Origin of the sequence: Rhizobium sp. CFBP 13726 (assembly GCF_014841925.1) — a bacterium.
Lineage (GTDB): Bacteria > Pseudomonadota > Alphaproteobacteria > Rhizobiales > Rhizobiaceae > Neorhizobium > Neorhizobium soli.
In genome coordinates, this window is sequence record NZ_JACYUU010000001.1 from 842,048 (window position 1) to 855,965 (window position 13,918).

The following is a 13,918-nucleotide window of genomic DNA, read 5'->3' on the forward strand; positions in this document are numbered from 1 at the left end:
ACCGCCCCAGTCTCCCAAAATACCAGGAAAACTATCATGGCAGATGCCCTCAAAGTCGGCATTGCGGGTCTTGGCACTGTCGGTGCCTCGCTCGTTCGCATCATCCAGACCCGTGCCAACGAACTTGCGGTCACCTGCGGACGCCCGATCGAGATTGCCGCCGTGACGGCGAGAGACCGCACCCGCGACCGCGGGATCGATCTCTCTGCCGTGACCTGGTTCGACAGCGCCGAAGAACTGGCAGCAAACGCTGAGATCGACGTGTTCGTGGAGCTGATGGGCGGCGCCGAGGGCGCCGCTGCGGATTCTGTGCGCGCAGCCTTGCGGCGCGGTCTCCATGTGGTGACAGCCAACAAGGCGCTGCTCGCCGCATCCGGCGTCGAACTCGCAAGGATCGCCGAAGAAAACGGCGCACTCCTCAATTTCGAGGCAGCAGTTGCCGGCGGTATCCCCGTCATCAAGGCCCTTCGCGAGTCTCTGACCGGCAACACGATTTCGCGTGTCTACGGCATCATGAACGGCACCTGCAATTACATCCTGACCCGGATGGAGAAGGAGGGCCTGTCCTTTGCCGACTGCCTCAAGGAAGCGCAGCGGCTGGGCTATGCCGAAGCCGATCCGGCCTTCGATATCGAGGGCAACGACACGGCACACAAGCTGGCAATCCTAACGACGCTTGCTTTCGGCACCCAGATCGCCCCCGACGAGATCTATCTCGAAGGGATCACCAATATCTCGATCGACGATATCCACGCCGCCGCCGATCTCGGCTACCGCATCAAGCTGCTCGGCGTCGCGCAGCGCACCGAAACAGGGATCGAGCAGCGCGTTCACCCGACCATGGTGCCCCGTGATTCGGTTATCGCGCAGGTCGATGGCGTGACGAATGCCGTGGCGATCGAATCCGATATCCTCGGCGAACTGCTGATGGTCGGCCCAGGCGCCGGTGGCAATGCAACGGCATCCTCGGTGCTCGGCGATATCGCCGACATCGCCAAGAGCCGCCCGGGCGCGCAGCAGGTTCCGGTTCTCGGCACACCGGCGGCTTCGCTGGCACCTTACAAGCGCGCCCAGATGCAGAGCCACGAAGGTGGTTATTTCATCCGGCTGACCGTTGCCGACCGGACCGGCGTCTTCGCCTCGATCGCTGCCCGCATGGCCGAGAACGCCATCTCGCTGGAATCGATCGTCCAGCGCTCGAAGCCCGATTCGTCCGTGATGTCGAAGACGATCATCCTTGTCACGCACGCGACGATGGAGGACTCGGTCCGCAAGGCCGTCGACGCCATCAAGGCCGAAAGCTATCTGGTTGGCGAGCCGCAGGTCATCCGGATCGAACGGCCTAAGGACATGTGACCCACGCAGCCGTTGAGCCGCACTAGACTGGCCCCAGTGTTTTTTCGCCGAGGCCACGTCCGCTGCCGAAAACAGATTACTGTTGATGCGCCGATGCGCTAAAACGGCTGAATGACCACCCAATCGACCACCTCAATCGCCAGCAGCCTCTCCATGACAACGTCACCGGTCGATCCGGTACCGCGCGCGTTCCTGAACGTAGAGCAATCGGTGAGTGGCCAGCGCTGGGTGTCGCGGCTCGACCAGGCGGCGCAGAACCGCGCGCTTGCCATCAGCCAGATCCATGGCATTCCCGAACTGGTCGCTCGCGTGCTTGCCGGCCGCGGCGTGACGCTCGACGATGCCCCGGCCTTCCTTGATCCGACCATCCGGTCACTGATGCCCGATCCGTTGACGCTGACGGATTGCGGCAAGGCTGCAGCAAGACTGGTTGCGGCGATCAACCGGCGCGAGCGGGTTGCGATCTTCGGCGATTACGACGTGGATGGCGCGGCCTCTTCCGCGTTGCTCTACCGTTTCCTGACGCATTTCGGTGTCGAGGCGGAGATCTATATTCCGGATCGGATCTTCGAAGGCTACGGCCCTAACCCGAACGCGATCCGCCAACTGGTGGCGAACGGCGCGCAGCTGATCGTCACGGTCGACTGTGGCTCGACGAGCCAGGACGCGCTGACGGCGGCCAGGGACGAGGGCTGCGATGTGGTTGTCATCGACCACCACCAGGTCGGTCATGTGCTGCCGCCCTGTGTGGCGCTCGTCAATCCGAACCGCCAGGACGATCTCTCGGGGCAGGGGCATCTCTGCGCGGCAGGCGTCGTGTTTCTGGTCATGGTCGCCACCCTGAAGCAGCTGCGCGAAGGTGGCGATAGCCGCGCCCAGTCGCTCGATCTCCTCGGTCTGCTGGATCTGGTGGCGCTGGCAACCGTTTGCGATGTCGTGCCACTAAAGGGGCTGAACCGTGCCTATGTGGTGAAGGGGCTGATCGCCGCCCGTCACATGGTCAATCCGGGACTCACGGCGTTGTTTCGAAAGGCGGGTCTTGGCGGACCGGTGACGCCCTATCATTTCGGCTTCATGATCGGCCCACGTATCAATGCCGGCGGGCGAATCGGCGATGCAGCACTCGGCAGCCGCTTGCTGACATTGGAGGATGATATCAAGGCGGAGGAAATTGCCGGCCGGTTGGACGATCTGAACCGCGAGCGGCAGGCCATGGAAGCCGCCATGCTGGCGGAAGCCGAAGCCGAAGTTCTTGGCGAATACGGTGACGCCGAGGGCGCGTCCGTCATCGTCACAGCGCATGAGAAATGGCATCCGGGCATCGTCGGTCTTCTCGCTGCAAGACTGAAGGAGAAATTCCGGCGGCCTGCCTTCGCGATCGCTTTCGACCCGTCCGGCAAGGGCACCGGTTCCGGCCGTTCGATCAACGGTTTCGACATGGGCCGGATGGTTCGCGGCGCAGTCGAATCAGGGCTTCTGCTAAAAGGTGGCGGTCACGCCATGGCGGCGGGACTGACCGTCGAGCGCGCCAACCTCGGCAAGCTGCGCGCCTATTTCGAGGAAGTGGCGGCTGAGGGCGTTCCGGCTCTCGTTGCCAACCATGTGCTGAAGATCGATGGCGCGCTTTCGGCATCAGGAGCCACGATCGCGCTATTCGACCAGCTGGAACAGGCGGGCCCCTACGGCTCTGGCCATGCGCAGCCCGTCTTTGCCATTCCCGCCCATCGTCTGAGAGATGTGCGGCTGGTCGGTACGGCGCATGTGAAGATCACGCTGGAATCACTCGATGGCACGCGTCTGGAGGGGATCGCCTTCAGGGCGGCCGAAACGCCGCTCGGCCAGATGCTGCTCAACTCCCGCGGAAAGCAGATCCATGCCGCGGGATGCCTCACGGCCGACCAGTGGCAGGGAAACCGGCGCATCCAGCTCAGGCTTCTCGACGCGGTCGAGTCGCGATAAATTACGGCTTAATCAAAAGGGGAAACTGGTACGCCCTAGGGGAGTCGAACCCCTCTTTTCAGAATGAAAATCTGACGTCCTAACCGATAGACGAAGGGCGCGTACAGTGAGCGCTCGTATAGTCAGGCTTGCCCGATCCGGCAAGTAGGAAAATCGATATTTCTCTGTTTTTAAATGAAATAATCCAAGCCAAGGCATGCAGCGGGAAAACGCGCGAGCGAACAAGCCTGAAGATATGGAAGAAGGGGGAAGTGGTACGCCCTAGGGGAGTCGAACCCCTCTTTTCAGAATGAAAATCTGACGTCCTAACCGATAGACGAAGGGCGCGTACAGGAGCGTCTTATAGGGACGCTTTTTCAAACAGACAAGCCAAAAAACGGTATTTTTCGGAAGATAAACAGAGAAAATTGCGCGGCTGGATGCTCCAAGAGAACTTAGAGGTTCTTGTGCATAATCAACAGTTTGAAGGAAGGAACTGGTACGCCCTAGGGGAGTCGAACCCCTCTTTTCAGAATGAAAATCTGACGTCCTAACCGATAGACGAAGGGCGCGTACAGTGAGCGCCCTTATAGAGGCGTGATTTCGTTACCGCAAGCGCAAAAACGATGTTTTTTGCGAAAAATTAGATGCGCGGAAAATGCGGCTTCAGTAAGCGTAAAGCCATGCGAAATCAGCAGCTTATCGGATTTGACCAGCTCGCTCTTTTCGCTCCCGCACGAGGCTGATGGTTAGAGCTGCGCCTGCTGCGACGGGTCCGGCAGCGGCTGGCGGGGCGTGAAGACGCTGCCATGCGCTGCATTGATGCCGCCGGCCGGAGCGGCGACGGCTGTCTGCCCGTCAGGGGCAGCAGCAGGTGCCGTCGTCGCCGATGGGAATGGCGATGTGTTGGACGAAAAGATGCTGTAGCTGCTCGCGCGCACGCCAGTCGGTTGCGTGACGAGCCCGGCGATGGAGTTCGACGGCTGCTCCGGCGCCGGAGGGAAGGCGCCGGGGGCGGCGTTGGCGCCCGGCGCATCAGACGTCGCAGCTGGCGCGGATTTGGCTTGGTGCGCCTGTGTGGAGACGAGAGGATCGACATAGAGGCTGGCGCCGCTCGTGCCGCCTTTGGCAAGCGGTTTTGCCGCGCCATCTGGTTGCTCCGCGGCCACCGCCTCTGCTGACACCGGTTCGGCGTCGGCAACCTTGCGGGTCATCGAGCAACTGCTCATCATTAAAGCTGCTATCGCCACTGCGAGGAGCGGAAAACTCGGCCTTGAGATCGATCTTGCTGGCGAAACCGGCACGTGATGCCCTTCATGTGCGTCGCGGACACTCTGTCGCGAATCATGGAGATGAGCATCACGTGTCCTGTTTCACTCGGCAAGAGAGGGGCGTCGGCCTTGGTCAGGCCGACGCAAGCCTCAATTACCAGCTGCCGGTATTCGGCATCGATGCCCACGGCTCGGCGACCGGCAGGTTGTCGCCCTTCTGCAGGATCTCGAAAGAAATGCCGTCCGGCGAAAGTACGAAGGCCATCCGACCTTCGCGAGGCGGACGGTTGATCACGATGCCATTGTCCTGCAGGTGCTGGCAGAATGCATAGACGTCGTCGACCTCATAGGCGAGGTGGCCGAAATTGCGTCCGCCCGTGTAATCCTCGCTGTCCCAATTGTAGGTAAGCTCGATGCACGGCGCCATATTTTCCTTAGCCTGCGAAACGTCGTCGCGTGCAGCCAGAAAGACCAGCGTGAAGCGGCCCTTGTCATTTTCGATGCGGCGGATCTCCTCCAAACCCATCAGTGTCTTGTAGAAATGGAGAGACGCGTCGAGATCCTTGACCCGAACCATTGTGTGTAGATAGCGCATGTGTCGCAAGCTCCGCGATGTCGTTGGCAAACTGTCGAGCGGATATGGTGCATTGCAGGAGGTCAGCAAGCTTGGGGCAAGCCGTCAGCCGTAGAAAGATGCTGATAAAGTCCAGACGGGGACTTGCACTGGAGGGTTAACGGGATGTTAATCTAGGCGCGAAGAATCACTTCCACCGTCATGTCGTAACGCGTAATCGAGGGGCCGATAGGATATGGCAGACAGGATATCGTTGAAAGGCGTAGCCGAATACGAGGAATTCGCGGGCGATCCGGTCGAGCTCATCGAAATTACGGGTGTGGTCAAGTGGTTCGATGTTGCGAAGGGGTTCGGCTTCATTGTGCCCGACAACGGTATGCAGGATGTGCTTCTGCATGTGACCTGCCTGAGGCGCGATGGATACCAGACCATCCTTGAAGGAACCCGTATCGTCGCGATGATCCAGAAGCGCGACCGTGGCTATCAGGCCTTCCGCATTCTTTCCATGGATCAGTCGACCGCAGTTCATCCCTCGCAGTTGCCGCCGGTTCGCACCCATGTTCAGGTTACGCCAACGAGCGGCCTGGAACGGGCACTGGTGAAATGGTTCAACCGCACCAAGGGCTTCGGATTCCTGAGCCGCGGTGAGGGGACCGAAGATATCTTCGTCCACATGGAAACGCTGCGCCGCTACGGACTGACAGAGCTCCGTCCCGGCCAGACCGTGCTGGTCCGGTTCGGACCTGGCGACAAGGGCTTGATGGCAGCCGAAATTCATCCCGACAATCCCAACCCTGTAAGCCGGTCACATTGATGTTGAGAATGCAGTCATTCGGGCGGATCACGCCCTTTGCAAAAGGCGCCCTTGCGGCGCTTTTTCTGTTTGTCGCCTACGCTGCCGCAGCCCAGCAGGTCATCTTTCCAAAAGATGAGCTGTCGATCCGCACGGCAGCGGGCAAGACCCATGCCTTTGTGATCGAGCTCGCTCTGACGGACCAGCAGCGCTCGCAGGGCCTGATGTACCGCAAGGAAATGCCTGACGATCACGGCATGCTGTTCGACTTCGGCGAGACACGCCGTGTTTCCATGTGGATGGAAAACACCATCCTGCCGCTCGATATGCTGTTTATCGAGGGCGACGGGACGGTCTCTCATATCCGCGAAAATGCGGTTCCTTACTCTCGTGACGTGATCGATTCGCGGGGACCGGTAAAATTTGTCCTCGAACTGAATGCCGGTCGGACGAAAGCGCTCGGAATCAAGGTTGGTGACAAGGTGGTTTCCAAACGGATCGGCAACGCAGGATAGGTGTTTGGCCGCTTTCCCACAGTTAGTTCGCTAGACAGTTCGAACAATTGGGAAAATCCACTTTTTGCAGTTGCGGGCTGGTAGGGAACCGTGTATCTCGCATTCTTGTAAGGAACGGAGTGTAGCGCAGTCTGGTAGCGCATCTGGTTTGGGACCAGAGGGTCGGGAGTTCGAATCTCTCCACTCCGACCATTGCCTTCAAAAGAGCGTCGCGCTCAGCAGTTGCCGAAGCGTCACGCTAGCAAAAGTCGGATGTTTCAGTTCATGACGGCCAAGATCTATCGTCCCGCAAAAACTGCAATGCAATCTGGCAAAGCCAAGACGCATCTCTGGCTCCTCGAATTCGACCAGGAAGAGCCACGCCGGATCGATCCGATCCTTGGCTATACATCTTCCGGAGACATGAAGCAGCAGGTACGCCTGACCTTTGAAAGTCAGGAACTTGCCGAAGCCTACGCAAAGCGCGAAGGCATCGAATACCGCGTCGTTCAGCCGAAAGAACCTGCGCGTCAAGCTGCTTCCTACACCGACAATTTCCGCTTCAATCGCTCGCAGCCCTGGACGCACTGACATCCTGTCTGCGTTCTGTTAGAAGCGTCTTAGCAGGCCCCTTAGCTCAGCTGGATAGAGCACCTGCCTTCTAAGCAGGTGGTCGCAGGTTCGAATCCTGCAGGGGTCGCCAAAACCATCTCCCAAAAAATTGCGACTGCCGCTTGAGCGAAGGGATATCGCCTTGAGCAAAGCGCTGCTTTGGAGCTGGATATAGAGATCAAGAATCGCTGGCGTATTGCGCCCCGCCCGGCAAGGTCGGCTAACCATTGCTTCATTTTCGAAATCAGACCCTAGAGAAAGCGCAACCCTCCAAAGGCCGCAGCCGACGACGACCTGAGTTAACTCGTCGTGTGTTGGTCGGATATCGGCTTGGCGACCCGCCTGTGTGTTCGAGGGAATGAACTACTGATCGAGGCGCGTGAGGCTTTCATCGCGGTTGTGTGCACATGCGATGATGCAAATGTATGACTTTCGCGAGGGTCGATGAGGCCAACAGACGTCCGACTCGGATTTCGCATTCCGCGTAGGTCCTCGCGAGCACGTCATCCTCAACCTGCGTCAACGGCTCGATTGCGTCGCGCGACCGGGTCGAACAACCGTGACGGCAACAAAAAACCGAACAATGGAGGTCCCATTGTTCGGCGAGTTGAGTGCTGGAACCAAGAGATGGCGTCCGAGCTTTTGGGTACGATCTGGATGTTAACCTGGGGTGAAGACCTCAGGCGAATACTCGAGTGAGACTACCTGCCGGCCAATCGTGCAACGACGTTACCTCATGACCCGACTTGGTTGCATCTCGCAATGCCAGCGATCAGCAAGTGGTAGCAGCGCCGCCGCAATTCAACTTCTTGCTGAGGTTCGTGAATTGCGTGCTTAGTGCACCGCCGAGCGTCTGTGCACCAGCGATCAGCGCGACAGAGATAAGAGCGGCGATAAGCCCGTATTCGATGGCAGTGGCGCCAGACTCATCCTTCATAAAGCGTGCAAAAACCGACATGCAAATCCTCCTTGATTCGTGCCGTGGGACAAGTCGTCCCGACGTGTTGTTCTTTTACCGAACGTCAAAAGAGTGTTGCGTTAACAGGATCGGTTAATATGTTCCTATTGGCTAATGTGAGTTCTGAATGGTTAAGAAGTTGTTTTCGCGGTTCCGTGACTTGTGCTCATCGCCCGCCGGCGACCCGGTCGAATTGGATCCTTTCATTGTAGGATAACGCATGGTCATGACCAAACCGGGCCTAGAATGCTGCCACCGGTACTCGTGGTGCCAGAGCGTTGCAGTGGGGTAGGACCTACCATTCACTCCTCCGCGTACCCAGCCTAACCACGTCATGTTGCGATGCAGCAACAGCGGGGGTTCACATCTTCGGGAAACCGATCGTGATCCCGCAATCGCATTTCAGCCGCAAAATCGATTCGAAGCTGCCTCATTCGAGCGTATATTCGCGGCGGTCAGTTCCGTTGCATCGGCAGGGGAAGGCACGTGGCGAAAACGGACCATTGGGTCTGACAAACTCGCCTCCATCGCATTGAAACGGGTTTTCCAGGTGACCTCGCGGTCGCTTGCGCCTCAACATTGTCTTGAGCCTTCGAGTGGGGATCAAATGAACAGAAGTCTATTGGCCGGCGGCGCCGCGCTGTTTGCGGCAATCTTTGCGGTTGGCCCGTTTTCGGCATCCAGCGCCCATGCGGCGGACAGGCCGCTGATCTGGCAGCCCGTCAAGAATTCGGACAGAAGCTATTCCGTCAAGCTCGGCTTCAGGTTGCCGACAGAGCTGGAGCCCGAGGCGGGCTTCAACGTCGGTGTCGATGCGAAGAAGGATGGGTCGATGAACACGCCGCTCCGGCTGTGGGGCAGCATGAAGATGAAGTCGATCCAGAGGCCCGCTTACGAGGTCGAACGCAAGATCGGGATCGATTACGACGGATTGGCCGAAACGGCCGCCGTCAGCATGAACTACCACCAAACGCAGATCGTCACGTCGACGATCGATGTCGAGCGCAACGCGAGCTATGTCATGCGCTACGACGGGCTCAATCAGGACTGGAGTGGCCTCGACGCCAACCAGACCCTCAGGCTGTCCCGGGCAAACACCGGCACAGCCGTGGTCGTCCGCGCAACGGCGATCGATACGTTTCGTATCGGCGGCGCGGGGCTGGGACTCGAGCAGAAACTGGGTGACAGCCTGACACTCAGCGGCTCCGTCGATCGCTATTCGGACGCGACCGCAGCAGTAACCAGCGTCAATGCCCGCTATTCATTCCAATGGTGATGGCGCCCTGACGATTGTTTCGACGGGAAACGAAAAAGGGGCGCTCGTGGCGCCCCTTTTCTTTTGCAGGTCATTCCCGTTGGCGCAGTCTGCCTAGTGCAGGATCTGGCTAAGGAACAGTCTGGTGCGCTCGTGCTGCGGATTGTCGAAGAACTCCGCCGGTGAATTCTCTTCGACGATCTGTCCCTGGTCCATGAAGATCACCCGGTTGGCGACCTGGCGGGCAAAGCCCATTTCATGGGTGACGCACATCATGGTCATGCCTTCTTCGGCAAGGCCAACCATCGTATCGAGCACTTCCTTGACCATTTCAGGATCGAGAGCCGAGGTCGGTTCGTCGAACAGCATGATCTTCGGCTTCATGCACAGCGAGCGCGCAATCGCCACGCGCTGCTGCTGACCGCCGGAGAGCTGGCCCGGATACTTATGGGCCTGTTCCGGGATCTTGACACGCTTGAGGTAGTGCATCGCCACTTCCTCGGCTTCCTTCTTCGGCATCTTGCGAACCCAGATCGGTGCAAGCGTGCAGTTTTCAAGAATCGTCAGGTGCGGGAAGAGGTTGAAGTGCTGGAACACCATGCCGACTTCTCGCCGCACTTCGTCGATCTTTTTCAGATCGTTGGTAAGTTCGATATTGTCGACGACAATGCTGCCCGACTGATGTTCCTCGAGGCGGTTGATACAGCGGATCATCGTCGATTTTCCGGAGCCTGACGGCCCGGCGATGACGATGCGTTCGCCTTTCATCACCTTGAGATTGATGTCGCGCAGCACGTGAAAATCGCCATACCACTTGTTCATGCCGATGATCTCGACAGCGACATCCGTGGAGGAGACGGTGAGGTTTTTGGGTTGGGCGTCAGCCATTGTTTTTCCCCTTGTTATCGCTTGTGGCCGGTATCGAGATGCCGTTCCATAAAGGCGGAATAGCGTGACATGCCGAAGCAGAAAATCCAGTAGATAAGACCAGCGAACACGAGGCCGGTAAGCGGCGTCATGGGCGTGATCCAGGTCGTATCCGTAAAGTTGAGCCGGATGATGTTCAAGAGGTCGAACATGCCGATGATGGCAACGAGCGACGTATCCTTGAACAGGCCGATGAAGGTGTTGACGATGCCAGGGATCACGAGCTTGATCGCCTGTGGAAGGACGATCAGGCGGGTTTTCTGCCAGTAGCTGAGGCCGAGCGAATCGGCACCTTCGCCCTGACCTTTCGGAATAGCCTGCAGGCCGCCACGAATGACTTCTGCCATATAGGCGGAGGCAAACAGCGACACACCGATCACGGCGCGCAGGAAGTTGTCGATGCTCCAGCCGGTGGGCAGGAACAGCGGCAGCATCACGTTTGCCATGAAGAGAACCATGACAAGCGGTACGCCGCGGATCACCTCGATGAAGACGACGCAGAGCGTCTTCAATACGCGCATGTTGGAACGCCGTCCGAGCGCCAAAAGGATGCCGACGGGGAAGGAGACCGCGATGCCGACGAAGGAGAGGATCAGCGTCACCATCATGCCGCCCCAGAGCGGGGTCTCGACCCGCTGCAGGCCAAGAACATTGCCATGCATGAGGAAGAACGAGACGACCGGGTAGACGAGAAACAGCAGAACGGCGTTCAGCGCCTTGTACGGCAGTTTCGGAATGAGGAGAGGCACGAGCAGCACGATCAGCATGAACCCGACCAGCATGACGCGCCAGCGCTCCTCGATCGGGTAGCGGCCGAACATGAACTGCTGGAACCGGTCACCGACAAACGCCCAGCATGCGCCTTTCCAGCCATCCGGCTGGGTGCCGCCCTGGACGACGGTGGCGCAGACCGAGCGATCGGCACCGACCCAACTCGCATTGATGAACAGCCAGTTGATGATGCCGGGCAGGGCGAAAGCCAGCAATGCGATGGCGACGATGGTCAGCACCACATCCTTTGGCGTTGCCAGGAGATTGGTCCGGATCCAGCCGCTTGCCGAACTGGCGCTGACCGGCGGCGGTTCCGGTGCAATCATGTCATTGCGAACGTAAGAGAGCTTGTGTGTAGACATGTCTTATCTCTCCACCAGAGCCATCTTGGCGTTGAACCAGTTCATGAACAGCGATGTCGCGATGCTGATGCTCAGATAGATGGTGAGCATGATCGTGATCATCTCGACAGCCTGACCGGTCTGGTTGAGCGAGGTGCTCCCGGTCGAAAACAGTTCGGGAAAACCGATTGCAACGCCGAGAGACGAGTTTTTGGTCAGGTTGAGATACTGGCTTGTCAGCGGCGGAATGATGATGCGGAAAGCCTGCGGTACGACAACCAGTCTGGTGATCTTGCCCGGCTGGACGCCGAGTGCAGCGGCGGCTTCCGTCTGTCCCTTGCCGACGCCCTTGATGCCGGCTCGGATGATTTCCGCGATAAACGCAGCCGTGTAGAGCGAAAGCGCCAGATATAGAGCCACGAATTCCGGACGGATATTGGCGCCGCCGGAAAGATTGAAACGGCCTTCGACGGGATAGTCGAAGGTCAGCGGCGAACCCATGGCGATGAATCCGAGAAGCGGCAGACCGATGATGATGGCGGCGGAGATCCAGCCGTTGGGCAATTGCTGCCCGGTTGCCATCTGGCGCTTGACCGACCACGTGCGGAAGACGAACGCGACAACGATGCCGACGAGAATGGCAACCGGAAGGATCCATGCGCCTTCGCCCCAAATCGTCGCCGGAAAGGTGAGGCCACGGTTGCTGAGGAAGGTCGAGAGCGGGCCTTGGATAGCATCACGCGGCTGCGGCAGAATGGCGAGAACGCCAGAATACCAGAAGAAAATGACCAGCAGCGGCGGAATGTTTCTGAACACCTCGACATAGACGGTGCAGAGCTTGGCGATCAGCCAGTTTTTCGACAGACGGCCGATACCGATGATGAAGCCGACGATGGTTGCCGTGATGATGCCGGTGACAGCGACCATCATCGTGTTCAGGAAGCCGACCAGGATCGCCCTGCCATAGGTCGAATCGCTCGTGTAGGCGATCAGGGATTGCCCGATATCGAAGCCTGAGCGACCGGCGAGGAAGCCAAACCCGGTGGCGGTGTTGCTGCGGGCAAGGTTGACACTGACATTGTGTGCGATCGACCAGACGAGCGCAACGAGAATGACCAGCGTCAGCACCTGGAAGAAGATGCTCCGCGCTTTTGGATCGTAAATGAGTGACGTGGACGCGCGCTTAGTCGCAGGCGCACGGATCGAGTTGTCCGTCATGCTTTGCCAATCCCCTGTGGCCCGTTGTGGGCCCTTATTGTTTTTGATTCTTATTGATCGTGGAGAATGTCTCGCAGGGCGGACGGAGCCACCCTGCGAGACGTCAGTCTATCAGTCGATTAACGGATCGGCGGTGCGAACTGCAGGCCACCCTTGCTCCACAGAGCATTCAGGCCACGTGCGATCTTCAGCGGGCTGCCGGAACCGATATTGCGCTCGAAGACGTCGCCGTAGTTACCGACGCCCTTGACGATGTTGTAGGCCCATTCGTTGGTCAGGCCGAGATCGGTACCGACCTTGGTGTCCTTCTCGGTGCCGAGGAAGCGGCGGATATCCGGGTTGGTCGAGTTCTTCATCTCGTCGATATTGGCCTGGGTGATGCCGAATTCTTCGGCCTGAACCAGGGCGTAGCCTGTCCACGAAACGATATCGAACCACTTGTCGTCGCCCTGGCGAACGGCTGGGCCAAGCGGCTCCTTGGAGATGATTTCCGGAAGAATGACGTGTTCGTCAGGGTTCGACAGCGCGAGACGCGTTGCATAAAGGCCCGACTGGTCCGTCGTGTAGACGTCGCAACGGCCGGCCTGGTAGGCGGCGTTTACTTCTTCGAGCTTTTCGAAGACGACCGGGTTGTACTGGAGGTTGTTGGACTTGAAGTAGTCGGCGAGGTTGAGTTCGGTTGTCGTGCCCGACTGAACGCAGACGGCAGCGCCGGACAGTTCAAGCGCCGACTTCACGTTCAGGCTCTTCGGAACCATGAAGCCCTGGCCGTCGTAGTAGTTGACGTAGCGGAAGTTGAAACCGAGCGCGGTATCGCGGCTGATGGTCCAGGTGGTGTTACGTGCGAGCACGTCGACTTCACCCGACTGCAGTGCCGTGAAGCGGCTCTGGGCCGTGGTCGGCGTGTACTTCACCTTCGTTGCATCACCGAAAACCGCAGCTGCGACGGCCTTGCAGAAATCGACGTCGAAGCCTTTCCAAGCGCCGGCCGAATCCGGCTGCGCGAAGCCGGCCAGACCGGTGTTGACGCCGCACTGAACGAAGCCCTTCGCCTTGACATCATCAAGCGTGGCCGCGGAAGCTGCCGAGGCAAAGCCAAGGACCGCTGCGCCAAACGCGGCAGACAAAAGCGTCTTTTTCATTTTCCCAACCTTATCTGTTGTTTTGTGTGATCTCTCGACACAGGCCGTTCCCCTGATTTTATGAATACGACCGGTCCCCCGCTGACCTCCCGGCGCGGGTGTTTATATCTCATTCGGAAACGAAGGCAGGGTCAAGGGCCACCCGTTCAAATTGCGTCCAAATTACGGTGTATTAGACTTTACCGCCTACGCGCTGGGCAAATGCTCAAGTCGTGTGCGAGTTGTGGCGGTTTTTATACCGAACGAGCATGCTAATATTGCACCGGTA

General features: G+C 58.7%; 13 protein-coding genes and 5 tRNA genes. 8 read left to right on the forward strand and 10 right to left on the reverse strand.

Going from position 1 to position 13,918, the window contains the following annotated elements:
* The first annotated feature begins 36 nt into the window (after positions 1-36).
* Entirely contained in the window at positions 37-1,356 is a 1,320-nt protein-coding gene (locus tag IFT66_RS04130; RefSeq protein WP_062457437.1) for a homoserine dehydrogenase, read from the forward strand.
* A 153-nt stretch (positions 1,357-1,509) separates the two neighbouring features.
* Positions 1,510-3,315, forward strand: a complete 1,806-nt coding sequence (gene recJ / locus IFT66_RS04135; protein ID WP_192076829.1) for a single-stranded-DNA-specific exonuclease RecJ — start codon at positions 1,510-1,512, stop codon at positions 3,313-3,315.
* Positions 3,316-3,341: 26 nt separating this feature from the next.
* Here the strand turns inward: recJ and IFT66_RS04140 are convergent.
* From IFT66_RS04140 to IFT66_RS04160, 5 genes are all read right to left on the reverse strand, one after another.
* Positions 3,342-3,416, reverse strand: a tRNA-Glu gene (locus IFT66_RS04140).
* 151 nt (positions 3,417-3,567) lie between these two features.
* A tRNA-Glu gene (locus IFT66_RS04145) sits at positions 3,568-3,642 on the reverse strand.
* A 149-nt stretch (positions 3,643-3,791) separates the two neighbouring features.
* Positions 3,792-3,866, reverse strand: a tRNA-Glu gene (locus tag IFT66_RS04150).
* A gap of 177 nt (positions 3,867-4,043) precedes the next feature.
* Positions 4,044-4,508, reverse strand: coding sequence for a hypothetical protein (locus IFT66_RS04155; RefSeq protein WP_192076830.1), 465 nt, complete (start codon positions 4,506-4,508; stop codon positions 4,044-4,046).
* A gap of 211 nt (positions 4,509-4,719) precedes the next feature.
* A complete protein-coding gene (locus IFT66_RS04160; RefSeq protein WP_092662156.1) occupies positions 4,720-5,160 on the reverse strand; it encodes a VOC family protein in 441 nt (146 codons plus the stop codon).
* A gap of 214 nt (positions 5,161-5,374) precedes the next feature.
* Between IFT66_RS04160 and IFT66_RS04165 the strand changes: the two genes are divergently transcribed.
* The 5 genes from IFT66_RS04165 (at position 5,375) to IFT66_RS04185 (ending at position 7,129) form a co-directional block, all read left to right on the forward strand.
* Positions 5,375-5,953: a cold-shock protein gene (locus IFT66_RS04165; RefSeq protein ID WP_062457423.1), complete on the forward strand. Its 579-nt coding sequence runs from the start codon at positions 5,375-5,377 to the stop codon at positions 5,951-5,953.
* Between the two features lie 8 nt (positions 5,954-5,961).
* Positions 5,962-6,447 (forward strand): DUF192 domain-containing protein, encoded by a 486-nt coding sequence (locus IFT66_RS04170; RefSeq protein WP_062457420.1) that lies wholly within the window; start codon positions 5,962-5,964, stop codon positions 6,445-6,447.
* Between the two features lie 115 nt (positions 6,448-6,562).
* A tRNA-Pro gene (locus IFT66_RS04175) sits at positions 6,563-6,639 on the forward strand.
* 72 nt (positions 6,640-6,711) lie between these two features.
* A complete protein-coding gene (locus tag IFT66_RS04180; RefSeq protein WP_062458113.1) occupies positions 6,712-7,017 on the forward strand; it encodes an ETC complex I subunit in 306 nt (101 codons plus the stop codon).
* Positions 7,018-7,052: 35 nt separating this feature from the next.
* Positions 7,053-7,129, forward strand: a tRNA-Arg gene (locus tag IFT66_RS04185).
* Positions 7,130-7,810: 681 nt separating this feature from the next.
* On the opposite strand, the gene IFT66_RS04190 is transcribed toward IFT66_RS04185, so the two are convergent.
* Positions 7,811-7,996: a Flp family type IVb pilin gene (locus IFT66_RS04190; protein WP_062457386.1), complete on the reverse strand. Its 186-nt coding sequence runs from the start codon at positions 7,994-7,996 to the stop codon at positions 7,811-7,813.
* A gap of 607 nt (positions 7,997-8,603) precedes the next feature.
* Here IFT66_RS04190 and IFT66_RS04195 point away from each other — a divergent pair.
* On the forward strand, positions 8,604-9,272 hold the full coding sequence (locus IFT66_RS04195) for a hypothetical protein (RefSeq protein ID WP_162728344.1): 669 nt from the start codon (positions 8,604-8,606) through the stop codon (positions 9,270-9,272).
* Between the two features lie 93 nt (positions 9,273-9,365).
* Here the strand turns inward: IFT66_RS04195 and IFT66_RS04200 are convergent, their stop codons facing one another.
* The 4 genes from IFT66_RS04200 to IFT66_RS04215 all read right to left on the reverse strand — a co-directional run bounded on the left by IFT66_RS04200 (position 9,366) and on the right by IFT66_RS04215 (position 13,650).
* Positions 9,366-10,139 (reverse strand): amino acid ABC transporter ATP-binding protein, encoded by a 774-nt coding sequence (locus IFT66_RS04200; protein WP_062457380.1) that lies wholly within the window; start codon positions 10,137-10,139, stop codon positions 9,366-9,368.
* A 14-nt stretch (positions 10,140-10,153) separates the two neighbouring features.
* Positions 10,154-11,311, reverse strand: coding sequence for an amino acid ABC transporter permease (locus IFT66_RS04205; RefSeq protein ID WP_062580393.1), 1,158 nt, complete (start codon positions 11,309-11,311; stop codon positions 10,154-10,156).
* Positions 11,312-11,314: 3 nt separating this feature from the next.
* Positions 11,315-12,508, reverse strand: a complete 1,194-nt coding sequence (locus tag IFT66_RS04210; RefSeq protein WP_062457374.1) for an amino acid ABC transporter permease — start codon at positions 12,506-12,508, stop codon at positions 11,315-11,317.
* Positions 12,509-12,627: 119 nt separating this feature from the next.
* Positions 12,628-13,650: an amino acid ABC transporter substrate-binding protein gene (locus IFT66_RS04215; RefSeq protein ID WP_062457371.1), complete on the reverse strand. Its 1,023-nt coding sequence runs from the start codon at positions 13,648-13,650 to the stop codon at positions 12,628-12,630.
* Positions 13,651-13,918 lie beyond the last annotated feature (268 nt).